Raw genomic sequence first — 24983 nt, forward strand, 5'->3', positions numbered from 1 at the left:
TGAACGCAGTGTAGAAGGACTGAGCCTTTTTTTAATCGCACGAAAAGCCAATTGAGTTTTCGTCGATCTCAAACAATGGGATGACGTCAGGGTTTCATACGGAAGCATCGCCCGTTGTCGTGGATGGCGATGTTTCGGCACCGCCTTGTTCCGGCAATGCGGCTTTTGCCGCGCGTTTGCGGGGCGCGCTGCGCTTCACCGCCGGTTTCACTGCCGGTTTCGCCGCGACGGATTTCCTTGCTGCCGGCGCCGCTGCTTTCTTCTTCGCAGCAGTTTTTTTCGCCGCCGCTTTCCTCGCTACAGCCTTCGGTTTGACCGCGTTCTCCGCACTTTCCGCATCGATCAGAAACTTGCTGCGATCCTTCACGTTCGCGATCCACGCGGGCGGGCGCGCCCAGCCGCTCCACGTTTCACCCGTCTTCGGATTGCGATACTTCGCGGGCAGCTTGCCCTTCTTCGCGAGCTTGGTCATCGCTTCGTGACGGCCGGCGGGCGCGGGGTACGCGACCTGCGGCTTGCCCGCGCGTTTGGCCTTCTTGCCGTGACGGTCGATATCCGCGGTCGTGAGGCCGTGCCTTTCCATCAGCGCGCGAATATCGTCGAGTACGGCTTGCGCGCGTTTCGCGATCAGCTTCTCGGTCTGCGCCTGGAGCTTCTTCAACTTCGCCTGCATCTGCTTGAGCGTCGCCATCGTTGTCTCCTTGTTGTCGGTTATGTATGTGAGTCTAGGCGAGAGCGAAGCAAGCGGGATAACCTCGCCGCCCGCGAACGAAGTTATCCGCATTGGATGGATCGTTCGCGGGCAACGTATTCCAAATCACTCGCCGTAGATATCGAAGTCGAAGTACTTCTGTTCGATGCGCTTATACGTGCCATCCTTGATCATCGCGGCGATGGCGCCGTCGAGCTTATCCTTCAGGTCCGTATCTTCCTTGCGCAGGCCGATTGCCGTGCCCGGACCGAAGATCGCACTGTCTTCCAGCGCGCCGCCCGCGAAACCGTAGGGCTTGCCGCGCGGCGTCTCGAGAAAGCCGCGTTCGGCTTGCACCGCGTTTTGCAGCGACGCATCGAGCCGTCCGGCGAGCAGATCCTGATAAACCTGATCCTGATCCGCATAGGACACGACCTTCACGCCTTTCGCGCCCCAATGCACCTTCGCATACGTTTCCTGCATCGAGCCTTGCTCGACGCCGACAGCTTTTCCCGCGAGCGATTCCGCCGTCGGCTGGATGTTCGAATCGCGTTTGGCGACGAGGCGCGTGGGCACGTGAAAGAGCTTGCTGGAGAACGCGATCTGCTTGACGCGCGCGGGCGTCATCGACATCGTGGAGAGCACGCCGTCGAACTTGCGCGATTTGAGGCCGGGAATCATGCCGTCGAATGCATTTTCGACCCATACGCATTTCGCGTTGAGACGCCGGCACAGTTCATTGCCGACATCGATATCGAAGCCGACCAGCGTGCCGTCGGGCGCTTTCGATTCGAAAGGCGGATAACTCGCATCGACGCCGAAGCGGATAGTCGACCACTCTTTTGCATGCGCTCCGATCGATACGGCAAGCATCGAACCCAACAACACCGTTACCAGCCTCTTCACGATAGTCCCTTCTTTCTATGAGTATTCGAATGGTTGGCGAATTAAACCGCCGTTGAAGATTATAGAGGCGTGCGCGCAGTGCAAAAGAAAAAGCGGCCGCGAAAAATCGCGGCCGCTCGAGACAAAACTGATAACTTTTCCGATGCTTAACCCGCGCGTACTTCGACGCGGCGCGGACGCGCCTGCTCGCGACGCGGAATCGTGAGTCTCAGCACGCCATTGCTGAGATTCGCGTCGATCTTCGTCGTGTCGAAGTCTTCGCTCACCGTGAAGGCGCGTACGAAACGCGGCGCGCGCAGTTCGGCATGATGCACGCGCACCGTGCCCGGCACAGGCAATGCTGCTTCGGCTTCGATGGTGAGGCGCGCATCGTGCACCTTCACGTCGAGCTTCTCGCGCGAGACGCCGGGCAGATCGGCCCACAGCGTGATGCCATTGCTATCCTCGACGATATCGACCGCCGGTGTGACCGTTGCGCGGCGTGCATTGTCTTCGTTCTTGCGCGCAGCGTCGTTCGTGTTTTGCGCGGCGACTTGAGTGTTCTCGGTCATGATGTGCTTCCTCTTACTGAATGGTGATCGCACGCGGCTTCGATGCTTCGCGCTTGCCGATGGTGATGGACAACGTGCCGTTCTCATAGCGCGCTTCGACCTTGTCCGCGTCCGCGTTTTGCGGCAGTTCGATCACGCGGCGGAAGCTGCCGGTGAAGCGCTCTTTCGCATACGTGCGCGCGCCTTCCACCGTTGCCTGCGCCTTGCGTTCGCCGCTAATGGTGAGCGTGCCTTTATCGACGGTCACATCGAGCGATGCAGGCTCGACGCCCGGCGCGAACGCGACGATATGAATCGCATCGTCCGTGCTGCCGATGTTCAGACGCGGGAAAGCATCCGCGCGGCTCGAACGCATGCTCGAAGGAAGATTGCCGAAGAGCGAGGACATCTGCCGCTGCATGCGGTCCAGTTCAGAGAAAACGTCGCCGCTGAAATAAAAGTCACTCATGGTCCAGTCTCCGATAGTGCGGCCAGCGCGGCCTGCAACAGGAAGTTGAATCGCCGACGCGGTTATCGCCGTCAGTGCATCGAAAGTAGGAGCGAAGGCTATCGTTTCAATACCGCCGCGCTATGTTTCAAGCGCAATTTTTTTTCTCCGGGCGGCTCTTGAAAGAAGCCGAAGCGCGCTTACATCCGTCCGAATGCGCTTCTTGCAGGTCGTTCTGCTACCGTCGAATACAGCGCAACTGCTGCTGTTTTTCATCTCATGGAGCCGGCATCATCATCGCGTGAAAGATCGATACGGATTCAGGCGAAGGAGCCGCTCATGGAACTCTTGAAGATGTTGCGCATCGTGCTTTGGAGCTTTTTCGGCGTGCGCAAGCGCGCTTCGCACAACGCAGACTTCGCGCAGGTCAGGTTGCCGCTATTGCCGGTCATCGCCGTGATGCTCGCGGGCGCATTCGGCCTGACGCTGCTGACGGTGGCGAAGCTCGCCACGGGCATCGCGCACTGAACGCACGAGGGCGCCGTCCCGCTCTTACAATGGCGATCGGATGATTGCCACGAGCGAGGACGGGAACGATGAAAGTATGCGTTTATGGCGCGGGCGCCATCGGCGGATGGATCGGCGTGAAGCTCGCGCAGGCGGGCTGCGATGTCAGCGTGGTCGCGCGCGGCGCGACGCTCGATGCGCTGAAGACGGAAGGGTTGCGGCTCGTCGAAAAGGACGCCACGCATGTCGTGAAGGTCGCGGCGAGCGCCGAACCCGCTGATCTCGGCGTGCAGGATCTCGTCGTGGTTGCAGTGAAGGCGCCCGCGATGGAATCCGTCGCCGCGCATATCGCGCCGCTGCTGTCGAATGAAACCCCCGTGCTGACCGCGATGAACGGTGTGCCGTGGTGGTTCTGCGACGGCCTTGGCGAACCGTTCACCGGCAAACGTCTTTCGTCCGTCGATCCGCAAGGCAAGATCGCCGCGGCGATTCCGGGCACGCAGACGGTCGGTTGCGTGGTGCACGCGAGTTGCTTCGTAGAAGCGCCGGGCGTCATCCGGCATCATCAGGGCAAGGGGCTGATTATGGGCGAGGCGACGGGCGCACCGACCGCCCGCACCGAATCGCTCGTTTCGCTCTTCTCGAAGGCGGGCTTCGACGCCACGCTCTCCGCGCAGATTCAACGCGACGTCTGGTTCAAGCTATGGGGCAACATGACGATGAACCCCATCAGCGCGATTACCGGCGCGACCACCGACCGCATTCTCAGCGACGATCTCGTGCGCGGCTTCGTCACGAACGTGATGCTCGAAGCGAAGGAAATCGGCGCGCGCTTCGGCATTCCCATCGAACAGAAGCCCGAGGATCGCCACGCCGTGACGCTCAAGCTCGGCGCGATGAAAACGTCGATGTTGCAGGACGTTCAGGCGGGCAAGGCGGTCGAGCTCGATGCGCTCGTCGCGTCCGTGCGCGAGTTGGGCGCGATGACCGGCGTGCCGACGCCGTTCACCGATGCGCTTCTCGGGCTCGCACGCCTGCACGCTCGCACGCTCGGGCTCTATCCGGCCTAGGCCGGCTCACCGCGCCACTCTGTCCGGCGAAGGCAGCACCTTCGCGCACACCCGACATCTTCAGAGGAACCCCATGGAGCAACAGGATCAGCGGGAAACCGCGAGCGAGCTCGTCGCAATGCGCGACATGCTGCGCGAGTTCGTCCGCGAGCGGGACTGGAGCCGCTTTCATTCGCCGAAGAATCTGGCTGCGGCGTTGTCGGTGGAAGCGAGCGAGTTGCTCGAACCGTTCACGTGGCTCGCCACCGGCGACAGAACCGAACTCGACGAATCGAAGCTACAAGCCATTCGCCACGAAATGGCGGACGTGCTCGCCTATCTCGTGATGCTCGCCGACTCCCTCGACGTCGATCTGCATCGCGCGCTGATCGAGAAGATGGCGCTGAACCGGTCGAAATATCCGGCGCACAAAGTGAAGGGCGACGCGCGCAAGTACACGGAGTACGACGACTGACACCCGGACGAACGCCACTGGCGCACGATGCGCCCGCGCGGTTAAGCTTGGCGTTCAGCCCGTTCCCTTAGAGGATTGTCGATGGACTTTTCGCTTTCTCCGGAGTTGACCGATCTGCAGGCGCGCGTGCGCGCTTTCATCGCTGAAGAGATCGTGCCGTTCGAGCGCGATCCGCGTTGCACGCTGCATGGCCCGAACGAAGCGCTGCGCGCCGAGTTGATCGCGAAAGGGCGCGCGGCGAAGCTGTTGTCGAGCCACGTATCGCCCGAATTCGGCGGCCTGGGCCTGAATCACGTCGCGAAAGCCATTCTGTTCGAGGAGGCGGGCTATTCGCCGCTCGGTCCGGTCGCGCTGAACATCGCCGCGCCCGACGAAGGGAACATGCATCTGCTCGAAGCCATCGCTACGCCGCAGCAAAAGGAGCGCTGGCTGCGTCCGCTCGCGGCGGGCGAGATTCGCTCGTGTTTCTGCATGACCGAGCCGCCGCCGGGTGCGGGCGCCGATCCGGCGATGCTGCAGACCATCGCCGTGCAGGACGGCGACGACTACGTGATCGACGGACGCAAATGGTTCATCACGGGCGCGGAAGGCGCGGCGGTCGCGATCATCATGGCGAAGTTCGCCGACGGTCCCGCGACGATGTTCCTCGCCGATATGTCGAGCCCCGGCATCGTGATCGAGCGCGCGATGGATTCGCTCGATACGTGCTTTCCCGGCGGCCACGGCGTCGTGCGCTTCGAGGGCCTGCGCGTGCCGAAGGAAAACGTATTGGGCGAGCCGGGCGAAGGATTTCGCTACGCGCAGGTGCGGCTATCGCCGGCGCGTCTCACGCACTGCATGCGCTGGCTCGGCGCCGCGCGGCGCGCGCACGATGTCGCGACGGCGCATGCGCGGCAGCGTCAGGCGTTCGGCAAGGCATTGGGCGAGCACGAAGGCGTCGGCTTCATGCTCGCCGATAACGAAATGGATCTGCACGTCACGCGTCTCGCCATCTGGCATTGCGCGTGGGTGCTCGATCAGGGCGTGCTCGGCAAGCACGAATCGAGCATCGCGAAAGTGGTGTCGTCGGAGGCGCTGTGGCGGGTCGTCGACCGCTCGGTGCAGGTGCTCGGCGGGCAGGGCGTCACGCACGAAACCGTCGTCGCGCGGATTTTCGCGGACATGCGCGCGTTCCGTATCTACGACGGTCCGTCGGAAGTGCATCGATGGAGCATCGCGCGGCGCATCCTGCGCGGGCCGAAGCCGCGCGGCGAATCGGCCTGACGAATGCGCGCTTACTGCACGCGGGTTTCGCCGCGAGCCTGCCGTTGCGCGATGATGCGGCTCGCGCGCATCGCGTTGTCCGGGTAGTCCAGCCAGTCGTTCGGATCGTAGCCGACCGAGCGCCACAGCAGAAATTCCTGCCGGACCTGGTCGCGCGTTTTCGGCGCGTTCGGATCGGTGGTTTGCGCCGGCGGTTGCGCGAGCGCGGACGCGGCGCAGCACAAAGCGAGCGCGCCGAGGATGATGCGGGAAATGGATGTCATGACGAATACCTCACACCGCGTAGCACGGCGATTTCATTCTAGGTGACGGAACGAAAACGCGCAGAACACGTTGTTCGCGTTCGGCGCGTCGCGTTTCATATGTCGTGTGCTGACGAACCGCCCTATACTCGATTTCTTCGGGCGGGGCGTTCCGGCGATTCATAGAACCATAGCCTGAGCCAACGAATACACGACAAACAGGCCCAGTCATGAGCACGTCGAGCGTTGCCATCACCAGCAGTTTTCCGGAGATGGACGAACTGAAAGCGATTCGCGTCGCGGGCGGCGCGCGCTTCGCGTGGCACACGATCGGCGAAGTGCGCGCACGCGAGCATATGTTTCCGATCCTGACCGCGGCGATCGGCTCGGACGATCCGCAAGCGCCCGCCATCGGCTTTTTCGGCGGCGTGCATGGGCTCGAATGCATCGGCACGCAACTCGTCCTCGAATACATGCGCGCGCTGTTGCGACGGCTCGAATGGGACGACACGCTGCATCATCAACTGCGCGCGGTGCGGCTCATCTTCATGCCGATCGTCAATCCCGGCGGCATGTTCGCGCGCACCCGCGCGAATCCGAATGGCGTCGATCTGATGCGCAACGCGCCGCAAAGCGCCGAAGGACGCGTGCCGTTTCTCGCAGGCGGACAGCGCATCGGGCCGTGGCTGCCGTGGTATCGCGGCCCGGCCGATGGCCGCATGGAAGTGGAGAGCGCGGCGCTGCTTTCCGTTGTCGAGGAACAGTTGATGTCGCGGCCGTTGAGCTTCGCGCTCGATTGTCATTCGGGCTTCGGCTGGGACGACAGCATCTGGTTTCCCTACGCGCGCACCGAGCGGCAAATGGCGCATCTGCCGGAAATGTTTCTGCTGAAGACGATGTTCGAGGAGTCGTATCCGCATCATGGCTACGCGTTCGAGCCGCAGAGTCATCAATACCTGCTGCACGGCGATCTGTGGGATTTCGCATATGACCGCTCGCGCGCACCCAACATCTTCCTTCCGATGACGCTCGAACTCGGCTCGTGGCGCTGGATTCGAAAGAATCCGATGCAGCTTTTCTCGCGCCTCGGCATCTTCAATCCGATCAAGGCGCACCGGACGAGGCGCGTGCTGCGGCGTCATCCGAACTTCTTCGATTTCCTCACGCGCGCGGCGTTCTCGTCGCGTCGCTGGCTGCCGAGCGGCGAATTCCGCGAGGACGTGCTGCGGCGCGCGCGCGAGCACTGGCAACGCACGGCCCTGCGATGAGCCAGTGGATCCTTCTGCGCGGCCTCACGCGTGAAGCGCGTCACTGGGGCGCGTTCGATGCGGCGCTCGCCGCGCATGGGCTCGCAGGCGCGGGCGAGCGCGCGATATGCATCGATCTGCCGGGCAATGGCGTCGAACGCGCGCATGGGGCGCCGCTTTCCGTCGTCAGGATGATGGCGTTCGTTCGCGAGCGCGCCGCCGCGCTGAACATACACATGCCGTGCCGCGTGCTTGCGATGTCGCTCGGCGCGATGGTCGCCACTGCGTGGGCCGAACATCATCCCGACGAGATCGAGCGGCTCGTGCTGATCAACACCAGCATGCGCCCGTTCGCGCGCGTGTCCGAACGCCTGCGTCCCAATGCGTGGCCGATGCTCGCGCGAATCGCGATGACGTGGACGCTGCCCGAGCGATGCGAAACGCTCATCCACGCGCTGACGTGCAGTCGTATCGACACGCGTGGCGCAGATATCGCGCACTGGGCGCATCTTCGGCGCACGCATGGCGCGAGCGCGGCGAACGCGCTGCGTCAACTCGCGGCGGCGGCGCGCTTTCGCGCGCGCGTCGATGCACCGCCATGTCCCGTATTGCTGCTATCGTCGGCGGCGGACCGGCTCGTCGATCCGATATGCTCGCTGCGCATCGCGGCGCAATGGCGTGCCTCGCACGCGGTGCATCCGTGGGCGGGCCACGATCTGCCTCACGACGATGCCAACTGGACGTGCGCAGCCATCGCCGCGTGGCTCGACGAGCGCAAGCGCACGCGTGACGTTTCCGTGACGAGTGCATGACACCCATTTGTTTCAAGGTCAATATGAAACCGCCCATCATCAATCTCGATGCGCTCGAACCGCAACCGCTGCCGCCGGAATTCGCGCCGACGGGTGCCGCCGCCGAACGTTACGCGCCGCGCATTGCGCGTATCGGCGGCATGCTCGGCGCGAGGAAGCTCGGCTATAGCCTCATCGTGCTCGAAGCGGGCAAGCGCGCGTTTCCGTTTCATCATCATCGCGTGAACGAGGAGATGTTCTTCGTGGTGGAAGGCGAGGGCGAAGTCCGCATCGGCCAGGAGACGCATGCGATTCGCGCGGGCGACGTCATCGCCTGCCCGCCGGGCGATGCATCGACGGCGCATCAGATCGTCAACACGGGCGCGCAACCGTTGCGCTACCTTGCGGTCAGCACGATGCAATCGCCCGAAGTGGTCGAGTATCCGGATACGGGCCGCCAGGCCGTGCTCGTCGCCGACGAGCCGGGCGTGAAGGGCTTGCGCGCCGTGTTTCGCGCAAGCGATTCGCTGCACTACTGGGACGGCGAATAGAAATGCAGCAGGCACGACGATGGCGAACACCGTCGTCGCTGCCTTCCATGCTTCGTCCATGTAACCGTCACGAATTTCCCGTTAGCGCATGTAACGGACGTGCGTTTCGCGCGACGCATAGGGGAAATCTCGTGTTGCAACGCAGCATCCCATTGCGTATGCTGTTCCTGGCAGGTGGCACAGGCCGCCGCCGCACGCATTCGAGCATCGACACGAACAATCAAACGCCGGCAAGCACAGAGCGTTTCATCGGGCGGGCCGGTAAGCATTACGGTCGTCAGCCTGAGGGAGCCGCACATATGGAACTGACCACATCGTCGCAACCGACGCTGCACGTCTTTCATCAGGAAGGAGGGTGGCATTGGGGCATCACCGTCGAGCGAGCGGCGGGAGGCGGAATGAAGGTCGTCGCGTATAGCGACGAAGGCTTCGGATCCGAGGAAGAGGCACGCGAGGACGGCGAACACGTCCTGCGCTCGGAAGACTGGCGCTCGCGCCAGAGTTTCAGCCGCAGCGAGCGGCGTCAAGGGTATTCCTGATCGGGGCGGCACACGCTCGCCCCCGTTATCGTCCCACCGTTCTTTTTTCCCCTCGTTGCACCCACGCCTCGCTGCATCTTTCGCCTGCACCGGAAACGCGCGACACTGAACGCATCCGCATTCCGACAAGGCGCGTCCCATGCCGTCCGTTCCCTGTCCCTCGCACGCGACACCCGACAATCCCCGTTTCGCAATACGCCGCATGACGCCGCGCGATGTCGACGTCGCGCTCGAATGGGCCGCGACCGAAGGATGGAATCCCGGTCTCGACGACGCCCGCTCGTTCTTCGCCGCCGATCCGCACGGATTTTTCGTCGGCACGTGGGACGGCGCGCCGGTCGGCTGCATCTCGGCGGTCGCATACGGCGATGCGTTCGGTTTCGTCGGCCTCTATATCGTGGTTCCGGAATGGCGCGGCAAGGGCTTCGGCATGCGCTTGTGGAACGAAGGCATGGCGTATCTCGGCGCGCGCACTATCGGGCTCGATGGCGTGCTCGCGCAGCAGCCCAACTATCGGAAATCCGGCTTCGTGTTGGCGTATCGCAACGTGCGCTATGAAGGCATCGCATCGGCGGATGAAGATCCTGCCGATGGAGCCACGATCACCGATGCGCTGAACATCCCCTTCGCGCGGCTTCTCGATTACGACACCCGCGTGTTCGCGTGCGAGCGCACCGCGTTCCTGCGAGCGTGGCTGTCGCAACCGCAGGCGCACGCGCGCGCACTCGCCGCGCTCGATGGCGACGCGGTGAGCGGCCTCGCCGTGATCCGGCGTTGCGGCGCGGGCCACAAGATCGGTCCGCTCTTCGCCGACGATCTGAGCACGGCGCGCGCGCTGTATCGTGGGCTCGTTTCCGTGCTGCCCGGCGAGACCGTGTTCCTCGACGTGCCCGAAATCAATCCTGCGGCGGTGGCGCTGGCGGTCGAACACGACATGACGAGCGTCTTCGAAACGGCGCGCATGTACACGCGTGCGGCCCCGGACGTGCCGCTCGCGCGTGTCTTCGGTGTAACGACCTTCGAGCTCGGCTGAGAACGCCAAAGACCGGTCAGGCCGGCGGCGTGCCGTCGTGGAAGAAGGTCTTCAGTTGCGAGCGCAGTTCGGGCGAATCCGTGTGCTGATGGACGGCGACGGCATGCTGCACGGCCGCTTCCATCAACTCGTCCTCGCTGTCGGCGGACAGGACGACGCTGCATTTCACGTCGCTCGGGCACTCGCGACAATCGATGTACTTGCGTGTCATGGCATCCTCCTCGCATGAGACGCTGAATCCAGTATAGGCGGCGCGCCGCGTCACGGTGACGAGGTTTGCGCGCGCGCGCACACTCCGGTAACGTGTGACGTCTGTGCCACGCGCGAGCCCGCTCATGAGCCACGATCATCCGCACCATCACGACCACGACCACGATCACGATCACGCCGGCAGTGAATTGCCGGAGATGGACCTGCGCGTGCGCGCGCTCGAATCGCTGCTGGTCGAAAAAGGGTATATCGATCCGCGAGCGCTAGACGTCTTCATCGAAACCTACGAGCACAAGGTCGGGCCGCGCAATGGCGCGCGCGTCGTCGCGAAGGCGTGGAGCGATCCCGCGTTTCGCACATGGCTTTTGGACGATGCCACCGCCGCCATCGCGTCGCTCGGTTTCACCGGCCGGCAAGGCGAGCACATGGTCGCGCTCGAGAACACGGAGGACGTACATAACATGGTCGTCTGCACGCTGTGCTCGTGCTACCCGTGGTCGGTGCTCGGGCTGCCGCCGGTCTGGTACAAGTCGGCGCCGTATCGCTCGCGTGCGGTGATCGATCCGCGCGGCGTGCTGCGGGATTTCGGCGTCGAATTGCCGGAACAGGTCGAGTTGCGCGTATGGGATTCGACCGCCGAAGTGCGCTATCTCGTCGTGCCGATGCGTCCCGCCGACACCGATCATCTCGACGAAGACGCGCTCGCCGATCTCGTCACACGCGATTCGATGATCGGCACGGGCGTCGCGCTCGCGCCGTCGCAGGCAACGGGAGCATCGGCATGAACGCGGCGCACGACATGGGCGGCATGCAGGCGTTCGGCCCCATCGAAATCGATGCCTGCGACGCGCCGGGCGCATCGCCGTTTCACGCGGAATGGGAGCGCCGCGTGCTGGCCGTCACGCTCGCGATGGGCGCGACGGGCCAATGGAACATCGACACGTCCCGTGCCGCGCGCGAAAGCCTGCCGCCCGCGCAGTATCTCGGCAGCAGCTATTACGAAATCTGGTTCGAAGGCTTGAAGAAACTCTTGACGGCGAAGGGACTCGCGAGCGCCGATGAGATCGCGAGCGGCCGTTCGCAATCCGCCGCGAAGCCGAACGTGCGCGTGCTGAAAGCGGAGGACGTAAGCGCCGCGCTGTTGCGCGGTGCGCCGGTCGATCGTCCGGCTGCGTCGGCGGCGCGCTTTTCCATCGGTGATGAAGTCCGCACGAAACTGATGAATCCGCCGACGCACACGCGTCTGCCGCGCTATTGCCGCGGCAAGCTCGGGCGCGTCGTCGCGGTGCGCGGCACGCACGTCTTTCCCGATGAAAACGCGCTCGGTCACGGCGAGCATCCGCAATGGCTCTACACCGTGCGTTTCGAGGCGAAAGACTTGTGGGGCGCGGACACGACCGCGTCGTCGGTGTGTGTCGATTGCTGGGAACCGTATCTCGAATGACCTCGACCGACGCTGAATCGAAGCTGAAAGAACTGCGCGCCGCGTTGCCCGAACTGCCTTTCGATGGCGACGGTCCCGTGTTTCGCGCGCCGTGGGAAGCGCAGGCGTTCGCGATGGCGCTCGCGTTGCACGAGCGCGGCGTGTTCACCTGGAAGGAGTGGGCGCACGCGTTGAGCATCGCGATCGAGGACGCGCAGGCGGCGGGCGATCCCGATCACGGCGACACGTATTACGCGCATTGGCTCAGCGCGCTCGAACGCCTCACTGCCGAAAAGGGATGCGTGAGCGACGCGATGCTTGCGCAGCGGCGCGACGAATGGGACGAGGCCGCGCGCGCCACGCCGCATGGCCAGCCGATCGTGCTTACGCGCGCATTGCCCGCCGCGACGCTCGATGCGTATCGCGCGGCGATCTATCGGATCGAAGCGCAGCCGGACATCGACATGAAGATCGGCGTCGGGAATCGCGATGTCGTTGCCTTGCTCGAAAAGCATGGCGTCGCAAGCGCGGTGTTCGTCACGGCGTTCAATCCGTTCGGTCATGTGCTCACGCCGCAAGAAAATGCGCTGCGCCAGCGGGCGCTGATCGAACGCGTCGGACAGATGGGATTGCAGGCGCTGCCGGGCGCGGGCGTCGATCCTCAGCATGTCTGGGTGGCCGAAGCGAGCCTCTTCGCGCTCGGCGCGACCCGCGACACCGCCGATACGCTGATGACGCAATTCGCGCAGAACGCCGTCGTGTATGTCGACCGCGCGGGCGTGCCGGAATTGCTGCTGCATCCGGATCATCGCTGAAACTAACCAACAGGAGAAACCCATGCCGCTCGTTCGCATCGATCTGCAGAAAGGCAAGGACAGCGCGTATCGCACGACTATCGGCGATGTCGTGTACGACGCGATGCGCTCGACACTCGACGTGCCCGAGAACGATCGCTTTCAGATCGTCGCGGAGCACGGCGCGACGGACTTCATCGTCGATCGCACGTATCTCGGCATCAGCCGCACGGACGATTGCGTCGTGATCCAGGTCACGCTCAACGAAGGCCGCGACCTCGCGAAAAAGAGCGCGTTCTACAAGGCGGTCGCCGATGGCTTGCACGAACGTCTCAAGCTGCGGCGCGAGGATGTTTTCATCAGCCTCGTCGAAGTGAAGAAGGAGAACTGGTCCTTCGGCAACGGCGAGGCGCAGTACGCTCCCAAATGACCGAAGCAACGATTCCCTTCGATGTCCGCCCGATGCCGCTTCCCGATCACGCGCCCGGCGACGTGCGCGTGTGGCTGCTTCATATCGATTTTTCGATGCCGCTCGACAGCGCCGCCTACGCCGTGATGAACGCGGATGAACGCGCGCGCGCCGCGCGTTTTCTGCGTCACGCGGATGGCGCGCGTTTCGGCGCGGTGCGTTGCGCGCTGCGGCATCTGCTCGCGGCCGAAACGGGCGACGATCCCGCGCGTCTCGCGTTCGATGCCGGCGATCGCGGCAGGCCGTTTCTCGTTCACCGGAACGCGCCGGATTTCAACGTGTCGCATTCGGGCGGCTATGGCTTGATCGCGATGTCGCGAGAAAGGCGCGTGGGCGCCGATATCGAGGAAGCGCGCGCGACGTTCGATTGGCGCGATCTCGCGCCCGCGGTGCTCGGGGATATCGACCGGCGCGAAATCGAAGCCTTGCCCGACGATGCCGCCCGAGACCGCGCGTTCTTCGACTGCTGGACGGCGAAAGAGGCGGTGCTGAAGGCGCACGGCGATGGCATCGGCAGCACGGATGTCGCGATGCACGGCTTTTCAGTTCTTCCGCGCAGGGACGTTCGCTATGCGGTGACGCGCGGCGCGGGCGCGTTCGACGCTATTTCGCTCACCGCGCCCGACGGATACGCTGCCGCGCTAGCCTGGTCCTATTGATGCGCCGCAGCGACGCTCACGCCACTTTGGTGCGGAGCAAATCCCGATGCGTGAGATACAGCCGCAAGTCGAATTCGATCTGATGGTAGCCGGGCTGCATCAACTCGCACAGGCGATAGAAGGCCTTGTTGTGATCGCTTTCCTTCAGATGCGCGAGTTCATGCACGACGATCATCCGAAGAAACTCGGGCGCGGTGTCCCTGAAAAGCGACGCAATGCGGATTTCCTTCTTCGCCTTGAGCTTCGCGCCCTGCACGCGCGAGATGGCGGTGTGCAGGCCGAGCGCGTGACGCAGCACGTCGAGCTTGCTGTCGTAGAAGACTTTGTCGATTGCAGGCGCGACGCGCAGGAATTCCTGCTTCAGATCTGAGCAATATTCATAAAGCGCGCGATCGGACTGAACGGCGTGCCTGTTCGGATAGCGCGCGTCGAGATACGAACCCAGTTGTTGCTGGGCGATCAGTCGGCGAACCTTGTCCTGCAGCACGTTCGGGTAGGCGCTCAGGTATTTCAGGTGTTGCATGACGGCCAAATTCGATAAAAATGCCTGCGTGCGCAGGCGGGCGTGGGACGCATCGGGCAGCGTCCGCAGCGTGATTTGCGCAGCGATTCAGCAATCATTTTAGTCAACGCCGCGCGGCCTCGCCGACGCCGTTCGCACAAGCGTGTTTCGACGCACGCAATTGCGTAAGTTTATGTTTCAGGCCGGTTTCGACCCCAGCGACCGTGCGAACATGCGCCCTCTTCGGGCAAGGGCGACAAAGGCGGTTTCTTCATGGCATCGAGCAAGGCTCATCATGCGACGGGATGGGCGGCAGGCATCATCGCGGCGGCGATCGTGACGCATCCGGCCACGGCGGGCGGCGCGAACATGCTCGCGGGCGTTTTCGCGCTGCTCGCGGGCGTCGCCGGGGCGACCGCGCCGGACTGGCTCGAAGTCGCGTGGTGGACGCGCGCGCGCAAGCTCTGGATCACGCATCGCACGCTCACGCACTGGGGCATCGGCTGGGTTGCGCTGCTCGCGCTTTCGTATCACTTTCTCGGCCGGCATCCGGCGGCGCCCGTCGCGTTCGGCTTCGCGTGCGGCGGGCTCATGCATCTCTTCGCGGACTGGCCGAACCCGCTCGGCGTGCCTTGGATCGCCGCGCGCCATTCGCTCAATCTATGGACGAGCGGCCATTGCGATCTGATCATCGTCGCGGCTGCGTGGGCTGCAGCGCTTTTCGTCGTCGACGATGTCTGGTTTCATCATGTCTATGGCCGCATGCTGCTGAACGCACTACATATCTAGCACGACATCGCGAGGAGTCACGTTCTCATGCAACCGAATCCCATGCGCAATCGCTTCGCTTTCTTCCTTGCCGCCTTTCTCGCGATGCTCGCGCTCGGCGGCTGCGCGGGCTTCTTCAATCGCGACGCGATGCGCGTGAGCGTCGCGGGCATCGAGCCGCTCGAAGGGCAAGGGCTGGAGATGCGTTTCGCCGTGAAGCTGCGCATTCAGAACCCGAACGACGCGCCGATCGACTTCGATGGCGTCGCGCTCGATCTCGATCTCAACGGCCGCGCATTCGCGAGCGGCGTCAGCGATCAGCGCGGAACGGTGCCGCGTTTCGGCGAAACGGTGCTGTCCGTGCCGGTGACGGTATCGGCATTCTCGATGGCGCGCCAGGCGTTCGGCTTCGCGAGCGGCGACACCGTCAGCAAGGTGTCGTATGCGGTGCGCGGCAAACTCGCGGGCGGCGCGTTCGGCGGCGCGCGCTTCGCCGACAGCGGTTATGTCGATCTGCCGGGCATGGGCGCGCCCGGCTACTAGGGCGCGGACGGCTCCCACGGATCGTAAGGCACGACGCGATCCGCCTCGTTGGCGTCGTTGCGGGCGATCACGGCGCGCGCTGCTTGCGTCGCGCTCAGATTGACCGGCTGATGCGGCACGCCCGGCGGAATGAATACGAAGTCGCCCGGCTCGTTGATGACCGATTCCGCCAGTCCCGGCCCATAGCGCGTCTCGATGCGTCCTTCGAGTATGTAGATGCCGGTCTCGTAGCCAACGTGGATGTGCGGCTCGCCGCGTCCGCCCGGCGGCACGACGACGATATGCATCGCGAGTCCGCGCGTGCCCGCCGTCTTCGCCGACAGCCCGATGAAATACGGCAGATGCTGAACCGTCGCGAGTTGCTCTTTCGGACGCACCGTGACGACCGTCTGCTGCGCTGTCTCTTCAGTGAAATCCTGCATGGCGATGCCTCCGTGAGCCGCTCTTCAGCTATCGACAATAGTCGAAAGCCGATGTCGCGCAAAGGTCATGCGATGCGGCTAACGTAGCCGGAATGCGCGCACCGTCTTTGTGCAACCGCACATGCCCGACCCGCGAGCGATGCGCCGGGGCGGCGCATAATCTCCTTGATTCGAAGCGCGAGCCGCAATCGCACCGCAACCGAAAGCCTCGGGAGGACACCATGCTGGTCAAGAACGAAGCGCGGGTCGAACATCTCATCAACGATCTTCTCGAGTTCGCGAGAGGGCGATTGCCGGAGCCAAGCTTCAAGGTCATCGAGCCGCTGCTTCGCTATTACTACGAGCAGGTCGATGTCGAGGATATCGCGAGCCGCGATGTCGCCGATCTCTACGGCGCCGCGATGGCGCACTGGCAGACCGCGCAGAAGTTCGTGCCGGGGCGCGAGGTGCTGCGCGTCTACAACCCGAATCTGGAGCAGCACGGCTGGCATTCGGATCACACGGTCGTCGAGATCGTCAACGACGACATGCCGTTTCTCGTCGATTCGGTGACGATGGAACTCAACCGCCTGGGGCTCGCGCTGCATTCGGCGATTCATCCGGTGTTTCGCGTCTGGCGCGCGAGCAAGGGCGCGCATACGGGCGAGATCGAGCGCATCGGTCAGGGTCATGCCGAAGCGGGCGACGGCAACTCCGAGCTCGAATCGTTCATCCATTTCGAAGTCAATCGCTGCGGCGACGGCGAGCGTCTCGACGAAGTGCGCGAGAACATCGCGCGCGTGCTCGGCGACGTGCGCGCGGCGGTCGAAGACTGGCCGAAAGTCACCGAGGCCGCGCGTGTAGCGATAGACGATCTGAAGGCGCGCGATACGACGCCCGACGGCATCGAGTCCCGCGCGTTCCTCGAATGGATGGTCGCCGATCACTTTACGTTCCTCGGCTGCCGCGATTACGAACTCGTCGAGCATGAAGGCGGCTTCGCGCTGCGCGGCGTGGCCGGCTCGGGCCTCGGCATTTTGCGCGAAACCTTGCGCGCGCCGTCCGACGGGGACGTGACGCCGCTGCCGCCGGGCGCGGCCGCGATCATCGAAGGCGCGGCGCCGATCTTTCTGACGAAGGCGAATTCGCGCGCGACGGTGCATCGGCCGGGCTATCTCGACTATGTCGGCGTGAAGCGCACGTCGCCGGATGGCAAGGTGATCGGCGAACGGCGCTTCCTCGGTCTCTATACGTCGACGGCGTATCTCGTGCCCACGTCCGAGATCCCGATCGTGCGCCGCAAATGCGCGAACATCGTGCGGCGCGCGGGCTTTCTCGCGAAGGGGCATCTGGCGAAGTCGCTTATCACGGTGCTCGAACAATATCCGCGCGACGAACTGTTCCAGGCCGATGAAGACGTGCTCTTCGATATCGCCATCGGCGTGCTGCGTTTGCAGGAACATCAGCGCACGCGGCTTTTCGTGCGGCGCGACCGCTTCGACCGCTTCGTGTCATGCCTCGTCTTCGTGCCGCGCGACAAGTTCAACACCGACTTGCGCCGCCGCATCAGCCGTGTGTTGATGGAAGCGTTCAACGGCAAGAGCATCGAGTTCACGCCGCTCCTGTCCGAATCGCCGCTCGCGCGCATTCATATCGTCGTGCGTGCGGACAGAGGCGCGATGCCCGAAGTCGATACCCGCGAACTCGAAGCGCGCGTCGTGCAGGTCGCGCGCCGCTGGCAGGACGATCTCGCCGATGCGCTCATCGACAGTCACGGCGAGGAAGCGGGCAACCGGCTCCTGCAGCGTTATGCCGATTCGTTCCCGGCGGGTTATCGCGAGGACTATCCGGCGCGCACGGCGGTGCGCGACATCGAATTGATCGAGGCGACGCATACGCGGCCCGGCGGCTTGTCGATGAGCCTGTACCGGCCGATCGAAGCCGGACGCCGCGCGTTTCGCTTCAAGGTGTATCGCGTCGGCGATCCGATCGCGCTGTCGCACAGCCTGCCGATGCTGGAGCATCTCGGCGTGCGTGTCGATGAAGAGCGGCCGTATCTGATCGAGCCGACCGGCGCGCCGAATGCGTGGATCCACGATTTCGGGCTGGAGTTGCAGGACGACGTGGAATTCGATATCGATCGCGTGAAGCCGCTCTTCGAAAACGCGTTCGCGAGCGTGTGGTCGGGCGAGATCGAGAACGACGACTACAACCGTCTCGTTCTGCGCGCGGAGTTCGGCGCGCGCGACGTGACGATCATGCGCGCCTATGCGAAATATCTGCGGCAGGTTGGCTCGACCTTCAGCGATGCGTATATCGAGCGCGCGCTGATCGGCAATCCGCTGATCGCGAAGAAGCTGCTGCAACTCTTCATGGTGCGTTTCGATCCGGCGCGCGGCGGCTCGGCGGAAGATCGCGACAAGGCCGCCGAACGCGTGCTCGCCGATATCGAAGCCGCGCTCGACAAGGTGCCGAATCTCGACGAAGACCGCATCCTGCGTCAGTTTCTGGGCGTCATCACGGCGACGGTGCGAACCAATCATTTCCATCGCGATGCGCAAGGCCAGCCGCGTCCGTATGTGTCGTTCAAGCTCGATCCGTCGATAGTGCCGGGCTTGCCCGAGCCGAAGCCGATGTTCGAAATCTGGGTCTATGCGCCGCGCGTCGAGGGCGTGCATTTGCGCGGCGGACGCGTTGCGCGCGGCGGGCTGCGCTGGTCGGACCGGCGCGAGGATTTCCGCACCGAAGTGCTCGGCCTCATGAAAGCGCAGATGGTGAAGAACACGGTAATCGTGCCGGTCGGATCGAAAGGCGGCTTTGTCGTGAAGAATCCGCCGCCCGTATCGGATCGGGAAGCGTTTCTCAATGAAGGCATCGCGTGTTATCAGATGTTCCTGCGCGGCCTGCTCGACGTGACCGACAACCGCACGCCCGATGGCATCGTGCCGCCGCCCGATGTCGTGCGCCACGATCCCGACGATCCGTATCTCGTCGTCGCCGCCGACAAGGGCACGGCCACGTTCTCCGACTACGCGAACGCGATCGCGCACGAATACGGCTTCTGGCTCGACGATGCCTTCGCGTCCGGCGGGTCGGTCGGCTACGACCACAAGAAGATGGGCATCACGGCGCGCGGTGCGTGGGAATCGGTGAAGCGGCATTTCCGCGAGATGAACTTCGATACGCAGACGACCGATTTCACCGTGGTCGGCATTGGCGACATGTCCGGCGACGTCTTCGGCAACGGCATGCTGCTGTCGCGCCATATCAGGCTGATTGCGGCGTTCGATCATCGGCATGTGTTTCTCGATCCGACGCCCGATGCGGCCACGAGCTTCGATGAGCGCGCGCGTCTTTTCGCGCTGCCGCGCTCCAGCTGGGCCGACTACGATCCCGCATTGATCTCGACGGGCGGCGGCGTCTATCCGCGCACGGCGAAGTCGATTCCGATCTCGCCGCAAGTGCAGGCGGCGCTCGGCATCAGCGCATCGGTGCTCGCGCCGAACGAACTGATCCGCGCGATCCTGCTGGCCGAGGCGGATCTGCTCTATAACGGCGGCGTCGGGACGTATGTGAAGTCGAGCGCGGAGACGCATCAGCAAGTCGGCGATCGAACGAATGATGGCGTGCGCGTGAACGGCGCGGAACTGCGCGTGAAGGTCGTCGCGGAAGGCGGCAATCTCGGGCTCACGCAACTGGGGCGCATCGAGTTCGCGCAGAAGGGCGGCCGCATCAATACGGATGCCATCGATAACTCGGCGGGCGTCGACTGTTCGGATCACGAGGTCAACATCAAGATTCTGCTTGGCCTCGTCGTCGCGGATGGCGAGATGACCGAGAAGCAACGCAACGCGCTGCTCGCCGAAATGACCGATGAAGTCGGCCTGCTCGTGCTGAAGGACAACTATGCGCAGACGCAGGCGCTGTCGATCGCAAAGCGCCATGTCGCCGAAACGCTCGACGCCGAAGCCCGCATGATGCGCTTCCTCGAACGCGCCGGGCGCCTGAAACGGCGCATCGAGTTCCTGCCGAACGACGACGACATCAACGAGCGCGCGGCGGCGAAGTCGGGGCTGACGTCGCCAGAACGCGCGGTGCTGCTCGCGTACGGCAAGATGTGGCTCTACGACGAACTGCTCGAATCGGACGTGCCCGAAGACGCGCTCGTCGCGGACATGCTGCCCGAGTATTTCCCGAAGCCCTTGCAGCAGCGCTATAGCGAGACGATGCAGCGCCATCCGCTGAAGCGCGAGATTCTCGCGACGCATCTGACGAACGCGCTCGTGAATCGTGTGGGCTGTACGTTCGTGCATCGGCTGATGGAAGAGACCGATGCGCGCCCGAGCGATATCGTGCGCGCGGCGCTGATGTCGCGCGATGTCTTCGATCTCGACGATTTGTGGCGCAGCATCGACGGACTCGACAACATCGTCGCGGATGAAGTGCAGGCGCGCATGTTCGTCGATGTCGTGCGTCTGCTCGACGATACGTCGCTGTGGTTCCTGCGTCATCTGAAGCACAACGGATCGGGCTCGAACGAGGCGAAGGGTTTGCTCGCGCGTTGCCGCGAGGCGGCGCTTCGACTCGCGCCGCAACTGCCGGCGCTCTTGCCCGCGACGCAGCTCGACGCGTGGTACGCGCGGCGGCGCGATCTGGAGGATGCGGGCGTCGAGAGCAGTCTCGCGGCGCGCGTCGCGAGCGGCGAGATCGCGACCGCCGTGCTCGACAGCGCGGAAGTGGCGGCGTGTTCCGGGCGCGGCCTGGAGCTTGTGGCGAGCGTGTATTTCGGCATCGGCACGTTGCTCGATTATCGCGGCATCGCCGAACGGGCGATGGCACTGCCGATCACGACGCACTGGGACTTGCTCGCGCGCGCGGCGGCGCTGGAAGAGCTCGCGCGATTGAAGCGCGCGCTGACGGTGAGCGCGCTCGAACAGTCGCGCGGCATCGATGCGCCGGATGTGATCGTCGAGAGCTGGCGCGCGAAACGGCAGGACGCGCTGGATCGGTACACGCGCTTGCTGGCCGAATTGCGGGCGAGCGGCGGCGCGAGTTTGTCGATGCTGCTGGTGGTCGTGAGGGAGATGGCGGTGCTGGAGAGAGCGTAGGGACCGTGGGGATTGGCGGCCTTTTATCAATTCTCAACAAATCGTCTCAGGCGTTCCCCTCGGCACTCATTTTTAGGAACTGTCCTTCTTTTTGAAAGATTTGAATTGCCAAATAATTGTCGATTTTTCGAAAGCACCTGTCTGACGGCAGGTGTTTTCAAGATTCGACGTTTTGGAGGCAATTCATGAGCGTTATCAAAGGGCGCCTGGCGATCGCGGTTGCGGTCGCGTCCGTTGCAGTTCTGTTTGGCGGATGCGCGACCGAGGCGTCGCACTCGGTTGCGGTTCCCGCCGTCGCGAGTTCCCAGAAGCCGTTCGCGGGCAAGCCCGTGCCCGTGGCCATCGGCAAGTTCGACAATCGCTCGAATTACATGCGTGGCGTGTTCTCGGATGGCGTCGATCGCCTCGGCAGTCAGGCGAAGACCATCCTCGCCACGGCCTTGCAGCAAAGCCGACGCTTCACCGTGCTGGATCGCGACAACCTTGGCGAAACGAAACAGGAAGCCGGGTTCGCGAACAAGGCGCAGTCGATTCGAGGCGCGAATTACATCATCACCGGCGACGTGACGGAGTTCGGCCGCAAGGATGTCGGCGATCAGCAATTGTTCGGCATTCTCGGACGCGGGAAGACTCAGGTGGCCTATGCGAAGGTCAGCCTCAATATCGTCGATATCGCCACGTCCGAGATCGTGACGTCGAGCCAGGGCGCCGGTGAATTCAGTTTGTCGAGCCGCGAAGTGATCGGCTTCGGCGGAACGTCGAGCTATGACTCCACGCTCAATGGCAAGGTGCTCGATCTTGCGATCAGCGAAGCGGTCAATCACCTGGCCGAACAAGTCGATGCCGGCGCCCTGCCGGCCGCAAAGTAATTCCACTCGTTTTCATCCGAACAACAACATGATCGTCAAGATTCACAAACTGACCGGCTTCGCGCTGCCGGTCGCGGTGGCGTGCTCGCTGCTGACGGGTTGCGCAACACAGACCACGTCGCTTTATCAATGGGACGGCTATCAGCCGCAGGTGTACGAATACTTCAAGGGACAAACGAGTCCGTCCGACCAGATCGCCGCACTCGAAGCGGCCCGCGAGAAGGTCTTCGCAAAGGACAAGACATTGCCTCCGGGTTTTCGCGCGCATCTCGGCATGTTGTACGCGACCGTGGGCAAGGGCGCCGAGGCTCGTCAGCAATTGACCGAGGAAAAGGAGCGCTTTCCCGAGTCGTCTACGTATATGGATTTTCTGTTGAGCAAACTTCAGTAAGCACCGACCATGACTTTCAATATTTCCCGCAAACTCATCGCGGTGCTGTCGGTCCTCTTGACGATGACCGCATGCGCTTCGCGCTCGCCGAGCCAGACGGACTACACGGCGTTCCGCAACAGCAAGCCGCGTTCGATTCTCGTTCTTCCGCCTGTCAACGACTCGAAGGATGTTGGCGCGACCTACGGCATGCTGTCCCAGATGACGATGCCGCTCGCCGAGGGCGGTTACTACGTCGTGCCGGTCGCCGAGATGGAAGAGACCTTCAGGCACAACGGTCTGACGACTGCAAACGACATCCAGGACGTTTCGGCGGCGAAGCTGCGCAGCATTTTCGGCGCGGACGCAGCGTTGTACACGAAGATCACCGCATACGGCTCGTCGTATCAAGTGGTCGCGAGCACGACTCAGGTCACGGCCGCGGCGAAGCTCGTCGATCTGCGCTCAGGCGAAACGCTTTGGAGCGGTTCGGCCACGGCGAATGGCAAGGAGGTCGGCACGAACGTGAGCGTCGGGTCCGGTCTCATTGGCGCGCTTGCGCAAGCTGCTGTCACGCATGTCGTGAATGTCACCAGCGACAAGTCATGGGCCGTTGCGGGACTCACTAGTCAGCGCTTGCTGGCAACGGGTGGATCGAACGGTCTGCTGTATGGGCCACGCTCGCCGAAATACGGAACGGACTGACCGGGACATAACGCGAGAAGCGACAACGCGCCGAATCATCGGCGCGTTTTTTTTCGCCGATTAAACCGTCGTTTCCTTAATAGATGATCGTTAAATAAGGAATACACAGCAAAGCCATGAAGCACTGTATCCACTCGCTCGCCGCATCGGCAACTTTGTCCGATACATGCTAGATCGCATGCACGATTTAACTGCTCGGGCACTTTACATCGCGTAAATCAAGGCATTAAATCAACAGGCGGGCCGAAGCGTCCGCTTGTTGCAATTCATCCCCGTTCTCGTGATTTCTCCGACGTGCATCCGATCGACATGCCACGCACGATCCGATGGCGGGTTCCTTGCGCTTTCGCGTACCAACTGGCAGGGTCGGACACGTCGCGGCGCTTCATATAGCAGCGAGGTCTCACAATGAGCAACATTTCAGGCGAAGCGATCGACACCCTCAAGGCGTCGGTGCGAGGCAGGCTCATCACACCGTCGGATTCCGATTACGACGAAGCGCGCAAGGTCTGGAACGCGACTATCGACAGGCGCCCCGCGCTCATCGTGCGTTGCGCCGGCGCGGCTGACGTCATCGCCGCGCTAGCGTTCGCGCGCGAGCAGGGCGTACTCGTTTCGATTCGCGGCGGATCGCACAACATCGCGGGCAGCGCAGTCAGCGACGACGCCTTGATGATCGATCTCTCCGCGCTGAAGTCCGTGCGTATCGATCCGCAAGCGAAGCGCGCCTATGTCGAGCCCGGCGCGCTGCTCTCCGACTTCGATCACGAAGCGCAGGCATTCGGCCTCGCGACACCGCTCGGCATCAACTCGACGACGGGCGTCGCCGGTCTCACGCTCGGTGGCGGCTTCGGCTGGATCAGCCGCAAGTTCGGCGTGACAGTCGACAATCTCGTCGCAGCGGAGATCGTCACGGCCGACGGCACCTGGCGCCGCGTGAGCGCGGACAGCGAGCCCGATCTCTTCTGGGCATTGCGCGGCGGCGGCGGCAACTTCGGCGTCGTGACGCTCTTCGAATATCAGCTGCATGAAGTCGGTCCGCAGATATACGGCGGCCTCGTCGTCTTTCCGCTCGAACAGGCGAATGAGGTTCTGCCGAAGTATCGCGAGTTCGTCGCGCAATGTCCCGACGAGCTCACCGTGTGGGCCGTGCTGCGTCTCGCGCCGCCGCTGCCGTTTCTTCCCGAGGACGCGCACGGCAAGCCCGTGGTCGTGTTGGCGAGTTGCTATGTCGGCCCGGTCGAAAACGGCGAAAGGGCGCTCGCGCCCGTACGCAGCTTCGGCACGCCCTATGGCGAACATCTCGGCGCGATGCCGTTCGCAGCATGGCAGAAGGCATTCGATCCGCTGCTCACGCCGGGTGAGCGCAACTACTGGAAATCGCACAACTTCGCGAGTCTGAACGACGCAACCTTCGACATCCTGACGAATGCGGTGAAGTCGCTTGCGTCGACGCAGTGCGAGGTCTTCATCGGCGCGATGGGCGGGCAGACGAATCGCGTGCCGGTCGATGCAACCGCTTATGCGAATCGCGATTCGATCTACACGATCAACATTCACGGCCGCTGGAGCGAGGCCGCGGACGACGAGAAGTGCACGAAGTGGGCGCGCGACATGTTCTCCGCGATGACGCCGCATGCAATCGGCAGCGTCTACGTGAACTTCATGACGGGAGAAGAAGGAGACCGTGTGAGAGCGGCGTATGGTCCGAATTACGAGCGGCTCGCCGAAGTGAAGCGGCGCTACGATCCGGATAACCTGTTCCGCAGCAATCAGAACATCACGCCGGCGGCGTGACGGCAGGTGCGTCGTGTTTCGCGATGTAACACGACCCACCGCAACCGTCGTTCACGGCCGGGTTCGTTTTCGGGCCGAATAGCGCCTGCCGCA

29 protein-coding genes are annotated in these 24983 nt (G+C 63.4%); 21 read left to right on the top strand and 8 right to left on the bottom strand.

Annotated features, from left to right (window positions below; genetic code table 11):
• Positions 1-94: 94 nt before the first annotated feature.
• The 4 genes from NCT05_RS18185 to NCT05_RS18200 all read right to left on the bottom strand — a co-directional run bounded on the left by NCT05_RS18185 (position 95) and on the right by NCT05_RS18200 (position 2596).
• Positions 95-691, bottom strand: a complete 597-nt coding sequence (locus tag NCT05_RS18185) for an H-NS histone family protein (protein ID WP_250435620.1) — start codon at positions 689-691, stop codon at positions 95-97.
• 126 nt (positions 692-817) lie between these two features.
• Positions 818-1564: an ABC transporter substrate-binding protein gene (locus NCT05_RS18190; RefSeq protein WP_284502730.1), complete on the bottom strand. Its 747-nt coding sequence runs from the start codon at positions 1562-1564 to the stop codon at positions 818-820.
• Between the two features lie 179 nt (positions 1565-1743).
• Complete coding sequence (locus tag NCT05_RS18195) at positions 1744-2148, bottom strand: Hsp20/alpha crystallin family protein (protein ID WP_250435622.1); 405 nt, start codon at positions 2146-2148, stop codon at positions 1744-1746.
• 13 nt (positions 2149-2161) lie between these two features.
• Entirely contained in the window at positions 2162-2596 is a 435-nt protein-coding gene (locus tag NCT05_RS18200) for an Hsp20/alpha crystallin family protein (protein ID WP_008353683.1), read from the bottom strand.
• A 318-nt stretch (positions 2597-2914) separates the two neighbouring features.
• Here NCT05_RS18200 and NCT05_RS18205 point away from each other — a divergent pair, with 318 nt between their 5' ends.
• The 4 genes from NCT05_RS18205 to NCT05_RS18220 all read left to right on the top strand — a co-directional run bounded on the left by NCT05_RS18205 (position 2915) and on the right by NCT05_RS18220 (position 5869).
• Positions 2915-3103, top strand: coding sequence for a DUF2970 domain-containing protein (locus NCT05_RS18205; RefSeq protein WP_008353682.1), 189 nt, complete (start codon positions 2915-2917; stop codon positions 3101-3103).
• A gap of 68 nt (positions 3104-3171) precedes the next feature.
• On the top strand, positions 3172-4152 hold the full coding sequence (locus tag NCT05_RS18210) for a 2-dehydropantoate 2-reductase (RefSeq protein WP_250502885.1): 981 nt from the start codon (positions 3172-3174) through the stop codon (positions 4150-4152).
• A 73-nt stretch (positions 4153-4225) separates the two neighbouring features.
• Positions 4226-4606: a nucleotide pyrophosphohydrolase gene (locus NCT05_RS18215; RefSeq protein WP_008353680.1), complete on the top strand. Its 381-nt coding sequence runs from the start codon at positions 4226-4228 to the stop codon at positions 4604-4606.
• Positions 4607-4687: 81 nt separating this feature from the next.
• Positions 4688-5869: an acyl-CoA dehydrogenase family protein gene (locus tag NCT05_RS18220; protein ID WP_250502886.1), complete on the top strand. Its 1182-nt coding sequence runs from the start codon at positions 4688-4690 to the stop codon at positions 5867-5869.
• An 11-nt stretch (positions 5870-5880) separates the two neighbouring features.
• Here NCT05_RS18220 and NCT05_RS18225 read toward each other — a convergent pair whose 3' ends face one another.
• The gene (locus tag NCT05_RS18225; RefSeq protein WP_033537146.1) at positions 5881-6132 is read right to left on the bottom strand and encodes a DUF4148 domain-containing protein; all 252 of its coding nucleotides are present in this window, start codon (positions 6130-6132) and stop codon (positions 5881-5883) included.
• 209 nt (positions 6133-6341) lie between these two features.
• Here NCT05_RS18225 and NCT05_RS18230 point away from each other — a divergent pair, with 209 nt between their 5' ends.
• The 5 genes from NCT05_RS18230 to NCT05_RS18250 all read left to right on the top strand — a co-directional run bounded on the left by NCT05_RS18230 (position 6342) and on the right by NCT05_RS18250 (position 10272).
• Positions 6342-7379 carry a M14 family zinc carboxypeptidase gene (locus NCT05_RS18230; RefSeq protein ID WP_033537145.1) on the top strand — a complete coding sequence of 346 codons (1038 nt, stop codon included), beginning with the start codon at positions 6342-6344 and terminating at the stop codon, positions 7377-7379.
• Positions 7376-8170 carry an alpha/beta fold hydrolase gene (locus NCT05_RS18235; RefSeq protein WP_250502887.1) on the top strand — a complete coding sequence of 265 codons (795 nt, stop codon included), beginning with the start codon at positions 7376-7378 and terminating at the stop codon, positions 8168-8170. The genes NCT05_RS18230 and NCT05_RS18235 overlap by 4 nt, the downstream gene beginning before the upstream one ends.
• Before the next feature lie 23 nt (positions 8171-8193).
• On the top strand, positions 8194-8700 hold the full coding sequence (locus NCT05_RS18240) for a cupin domain-containing protein (RefSeq protein WP_033537144.1): 507 nt from the start codon (positions 8194-8196) through the stop codon (positions 8698-8700).
• 299 nt (positions 8701-8999) lie between these two features.
• Positions 9000-9239 carry a hypothetical protein gene (locus NCT05_RS18245; protein ID WP_008353671.1) on the top strand — a complete coding sequence of 80 codons (240 nt, stop codon included), beginning with the start codon at positions 9000-9002 and terminating at the stop codon, positions 9237-9239.
• 139 nt (positions 9240-9378) lie between these two features.
• Complete coding sequence (locus NCT05_RS18250; RefSeq protein WP_502800882.1) at positions 9379-10272, top strand: GNAT family N-acetyltransferase; 894 nt, start codon at positions 9379-9381, stop codon at positions 10270-10272.
• A 16-nt stretch (positions 10273-10288) separates the two neighbouring features.
• On the opposite strand, the gene NCT05_RS18255 is transcribed toward NCT05_RS18250, so the two are convergent.
• Positions 10289-10483, bottom strand: coding sequence for a DUF1059 domain-containing protein (locus NCT05_RS18255; protein ID WP_008353669.1), 195 nt, complete (start codon positions 10481-10483; stop codon positions 10289-10291).
• Between the two features lie 124 nt (positions 10484-10607).
• Between NCT05_RS18255 and nthA the strand changes: the two genes are divergently transcribed.
• Genes nthA through NCT05_RS18280 form a run of 5 tightly spaced genes read left to right on the top strand, consistent with a single transcriptional unit; the run spans position 10608 to position 13827 of the window.
• Complete coding sequence (nthA, locus tag NCT05_RS18260) at positions 10608-11267, top strand: nitrile hydratase subunit alpha (RefSeq protein ID WP_008353668.1); 660 nt, start codon at positions 10608-10610, stop codon at positions 11265-11267.
• Complete coding sequence (gene nthB, locus NCT05_RS18265; RefSeq protein ID WP_008353667.1) at positions 11264-11926, top strand: nitrile hydratase subunit beta; 663 nt, start codon at positions 11264-11266, stop codon at positions 11924-11926. Before nthA ends, nthB begins: the two co-directional genes overlap by 4 nt.
• On the top strand, positions 11923-12720 hold the full coding sequence (locus tag NCT05_RS18270; RefSeq protein ID WP_250502888.1) for a nitrile hydratase accessory protein: 798 nt from the start codon (positions 11923-11925) through the stop codon (positions 12718-12720). Before nthB ends, NCT05_RS18270 begins: the two co-directional genes overlap by 4 nt.
• A gap of 22 nt (positions 12721-12742) precedes the next feature.
• A complete protein-coding gene (locus tag NCT05_RS18275; protein WP_008353665.1) occupies positions 12743-13129 on the top strand; it encodes a tautomerase family protein in 387 nt (128 codons plus the stop codon).
• Entirely contained in the window at positions 13126-13827 is a 702-nt protein-coding gene (locus tag NCT05_RS18280) for a 4'-phosphopantetheinyl transferase family protein (RefSeq protein WP_250502889.1), read from the top strand. Before NCT05_RS18275 ends, NCT05_RS18280 begins: the two co-directional genes overlap by 4 nt.
• A 16-nt stretch (positions 13828-13843) precedes the next feature.
• On the opposite strand, the gene NCT05_RS18285 is transcribed toward NCT05_RS18280, so the two are convergent.
• Positions 13844-14350, bottom strand: coding sequence for a M48 metallopeptidase family protein (locus tag NCT05_RS18285; protein ID WP_008353662.1), 507 nt, complete (start codon positions 14348-14350; stop codon positions 13844-13846).
• Positions 14351-14602: 252 nt separating this feature from the next.
• On the opposite strand from NCT05_RS18285, the gene NCT05_RS18290 reads away from it, so the two are divergent.
• On the top strand, positions 14603-15118 hold the full coding sequence (locus tag NCT05_RS18290) for a metal-dependent hydrolase (protein ID WP_008353661.1): 516 nt from the start codon (positions 14603-14605) through the stop codon (positions 15116-15118).
• Positions 15119-15145: 27 nt separating this feature from the next.
• Positions 15146-15640, top strand: a complete 495-nt coding sequence (locus NCT05_RS18295; RefSeq protein WP_175979188.1) for an LEA/WHy family protein — start codon at positions 15146-15148, stop codon at positions 15638-15640.
• Here the strand turns inward: NCT05_RS18295 and NCT05_RS18300 are convergent.
• A complete protein-coding gene (locus NCT05_RS18300) occupies positions 15637-16062 on the bottom strand; it encodes a cupin domain-containing protein (protein WP_008353659.1) in 426 nt (141 codons plus the stop codon). The genes NCT05_RS18295 and NCT05_RS18300 overlap by 4 nt on opposite strands.
• 221 nt (positions 16063-16283) lie before the next feature.
• Between NCT05_RS18300 and NCT05_RS18305 the strand changes: the two genes are divergently transcribed.
• The 5 genes from NCT05_RS18305 (at position 16284) to NCT05_RS18325 (ending at position 24890) form a co-directional block, all read left to right on the top strand.
• Positions 16284-21149, top strand: a complete 4866-nt coding sequence (locus NCT05_RS18305) for an NAD-glutamate dehydrogenase (protein ID WP_250502890.1) — start codon at positions 16284-16286, stop codon at positions 21147-21149.
• A gap of 185 nt (positions 21150-21334) precedes the next feature.
• Entirely contained in the window at positions 21335-22018 is a 684-nt protein-coding gene (locus NCT05_RS18310; protein ID WP_175979191.1) for a CsgG/HfaB family protein, read from the top strand.
• A gap of 28 nt (positions 22019-22046) precedes the next feature.
• Positions 22047-22409 carry a DUF4810 domain-containing protein gene (locus NCT05_RS18315; protein WP_008353656.1) on the top strand — a complete coding sequence of 121 codons (363 nt, stop codon included), beginning with the start codon at positions 22047-22049 and terminating at the stop codon, positions 22407-22409.
• 9 nt (positions 22410-22418) lie between these two features.
• Positions 22419-23093, top strand: coding sequence for a DUF799 domain-containing protein (locus tag NCT05_RS18320; RefSeq protein WP_250435634.1), 675 nt, complete (start codon positions 22419-22421; stop codon positions 23091-23093).
• A gap of 408 nt (positions 23094-23501) precedes the next feature.
• Positions 23502-24890: an FAD-binding oxidoreductase gene (locus tag NCT05_RS18325; RefSeq protein ID WP_250502891.1), complete on the top strand. Its 1389-nt coding sequence runs from the start codon at positions 23502-23504 to the stop codon at positions 24888-24890.
• The last annotated feature ends 93 nt before the right edge of the window (positions 24891-24983 follow it).

Source organism: Caballeronia sp. AZ7_KS35, from assembly GCF_023631045.1.
GTDB classification, from domain to species: Bacteria; Pseudomonadota; Gammaproteobacteria; order Burkholderiales; family Burkholderiaceae; genus Caballeronia; species Caballeronia zhejiangensis.

Excerpts from the sequence above, each read along its gene's own strand:
- NCT05_RS18280 (WP_250502889.1), top strand. The coding sequence starts at position 13,126 with ATGACCGAAGCAACGATTCCCTTCGATGTCCGCCCGATGCCGCTTCCC.
- NCT05_RS18270 (WP_250502888.1), top strand. The coding sequence starts at position 11,923 with ATGACCTCGACCGACGCTGAATCGAAGCTGAAAGAACTGCGCGCCGCG.
- NCT05_RS18235 (WP_250502887.1), top strand. The coding sequence starts at position 7,376 with ATGAGCCAGTGGATCCTTCTGCGCGGCCTCACGCGTGAAGCGCGTCAC.
- NCT05_RS18230 (WP_033537145.1), top strand. The coding sequence starts at position 6,342 with ATGAGCACGTCGAGCGTTGCCATCACCAGCAGTTTTCCGGAGATGGAC.
- NCT05_RS18250 (WP_502800882.1), top strand. The coding sequence starts at position 9,379 with ATGCCGTCCGTTCCCTGTCCCTCGCACGCGACACCCGACAATCCCCGT.
- NCT05_RS18290 (WP_008353661.1), top strand. The coding sequence starts at position 14,603 with ATGGCATCGAGCAAGGCTCATCATGCGACGGGATGGGCGGCAGGCATC.
- NCT05_RS18205 (WP_008353682.1), top strand. The coding sequence starts at position 2,915 with ATGGAACTCTTGAAGATGTTGCGCATCGTGCTTTGGAGCTTTTTCGGC.
- NCT05_RS18285 (WP_008353662.1), bottom strand. The coding sequence starts at position 14,350 with ATGCAACACCTGAAATACCTGAGCGCCTACCCGAACGTGCTGCAGGAC.
- NCT05_RS18220 (WP_250502886.1), top strand. The coding sequence starts at position 4,688 with ATGGACTTTTCGCTTTCTCCGGAGTTGACCGATCTGCAGGCGCGCGTG.
- nthA (WP_008353668.1), top strand. The coding sequence starts at position 10,608 with ATGAGCCACGATCATCCGCACCATCACGACCACGACCACGATCACGAT.
- NCT05_RS18185 (WP_250435620.1), bottom strand. The coding sequence starts at position 691 with ATGGCGACGCTCAAGCAGATGCAGGCGAAGTTGAAGAAGCTCCAGGCG.
- NCT05_RS18305 (WP_250502890.1), top strand. The coding sequence starts at position 16,284 with ATGCTGGTCAAGAACGAAGCGCGGGTCGAACATCTCATCAACGATCTT.
- NCT05_RS18200 (WP_008353683.1), bottom strand. The coding sequence starts at position 2,596 with ATGAGTGACTTTTATTTCAGCGGCGACGTTTTCTCTGAACTGGACCGC.
- NCT05_RS18225 (WP_033537146.1), bottom strand. The coding sequence starts at position 6,132 with ATGACATCCATTTCCCGCATCATCCTCGGCGCGCTCGCTTTGTGCTGC.
- NCT05_RS18195 (WP_250435622.1), bottom strand. The coding sequence starts at position 2,148 with ATGACCGAGAACACTCAAGTCGCCGCGCAAAACACGAACGACGCTGCG.
- NCT05_RS18245 (WP_008353671.1), top strand. The coding sequence starts at position 9,000 with ATGGAACTGACCACATCGTCGCAACCGACGCTGCACGTCTTTCATCAG.
- NCT05_RS18275 (WP_008353665.1), top strand. The coding sequence starts at position 12,743 with ATGCCGCTCGTTCGCATCGATCTGCAGAAAGGCAAGGACAGCGCGTAT.
- NCT05_RS18325 (WP_250502891.1), top strand. The coding sequence starts at position 23,502 with ATGAGCAACATTTCAGGCGAAGCGATCGACACCCTCAAGGCGTCGGTG.
- NCT05_RS18240 (WP_033537144.1), top strand. The coding sequence starts at position 8,194 with ATGAAACCGCCCATCATCAATCTCGATGCGCTCGAACCGCAACCGCTG.
- NCT05_RS18295 (WP_175979188.1), top strand. The coding sequence starts at position 15,146 with ATGCAACCGAATCCCATGCGCAATCGCTTCGCTTTCTTCCTTGCCGCC.
- NCT05_RS18215 (WP_008353680.1), top strand. The coding sequence starts at position 4,226 with ATGGAGCAACAGGATCAGCGGGAAACCGCGAGCGAGCTCGTCGCAATG.
- NCT05_RS18190 (WP_284502730.1), bottom strand. The coding sequence starts at position 1,564 with ATGCTTGCCGTATCGATCGGAGCGCATGCAAAAGAGTGGTCGACTATC.
- NCT05_RS18300 (WP_008353659.1), bottom strand. The coding sequence starts at position 16,062 with ATGCAGGATTTCACTGAAGAGACAGCGCAGCAGACGGTCGTCACGGTG.
- NCT05_RS18255 (WP_008353669.1), bottom strand. The coding sequence starts at position 10,483 with ATGACACGCAAGTACATCGATTGTCGCGAGTGCCCGAGCGACGTGAAA.
- NCT05_RS18210 (WP_250502885.1), top strand. The coding sequence starts at position 3,172 with ATGAAAGTATGCGTTTATGGCGCGGGCGCCATCGGCGGATGGATCGGC.
- NCT05_RS18320 (WP_250435634.1), top strand. The coding sequence starts at position 22,419 with ATGACTTTCAATATTTCCCGCAAACTCATCGCGGTGCTGTCGGTCCTC.
- NCT05_RS18315 (WP_008353656.1), top strand. The coding sequence starts at position 22,047 with ATGATCGTCAAGATTCACAAACTGACCGGCTTCGCGCTGCCGGTCGCG.
- nthB (WP_008353667.1), top strand. The coding sequence starts at position 11,264 with ATGAACGCGGCGCACGACATGGGCGGCATGCAGGCGTTCGGCCCCATC.
- NCT05_RS18310 (WP_175979191.1), top strand. The coding sequence starts at position 21,335 with ATGAGCGTTATCAAAGGGCGCCTGGCGATCGCGGTTGCGGTCGCGTCC.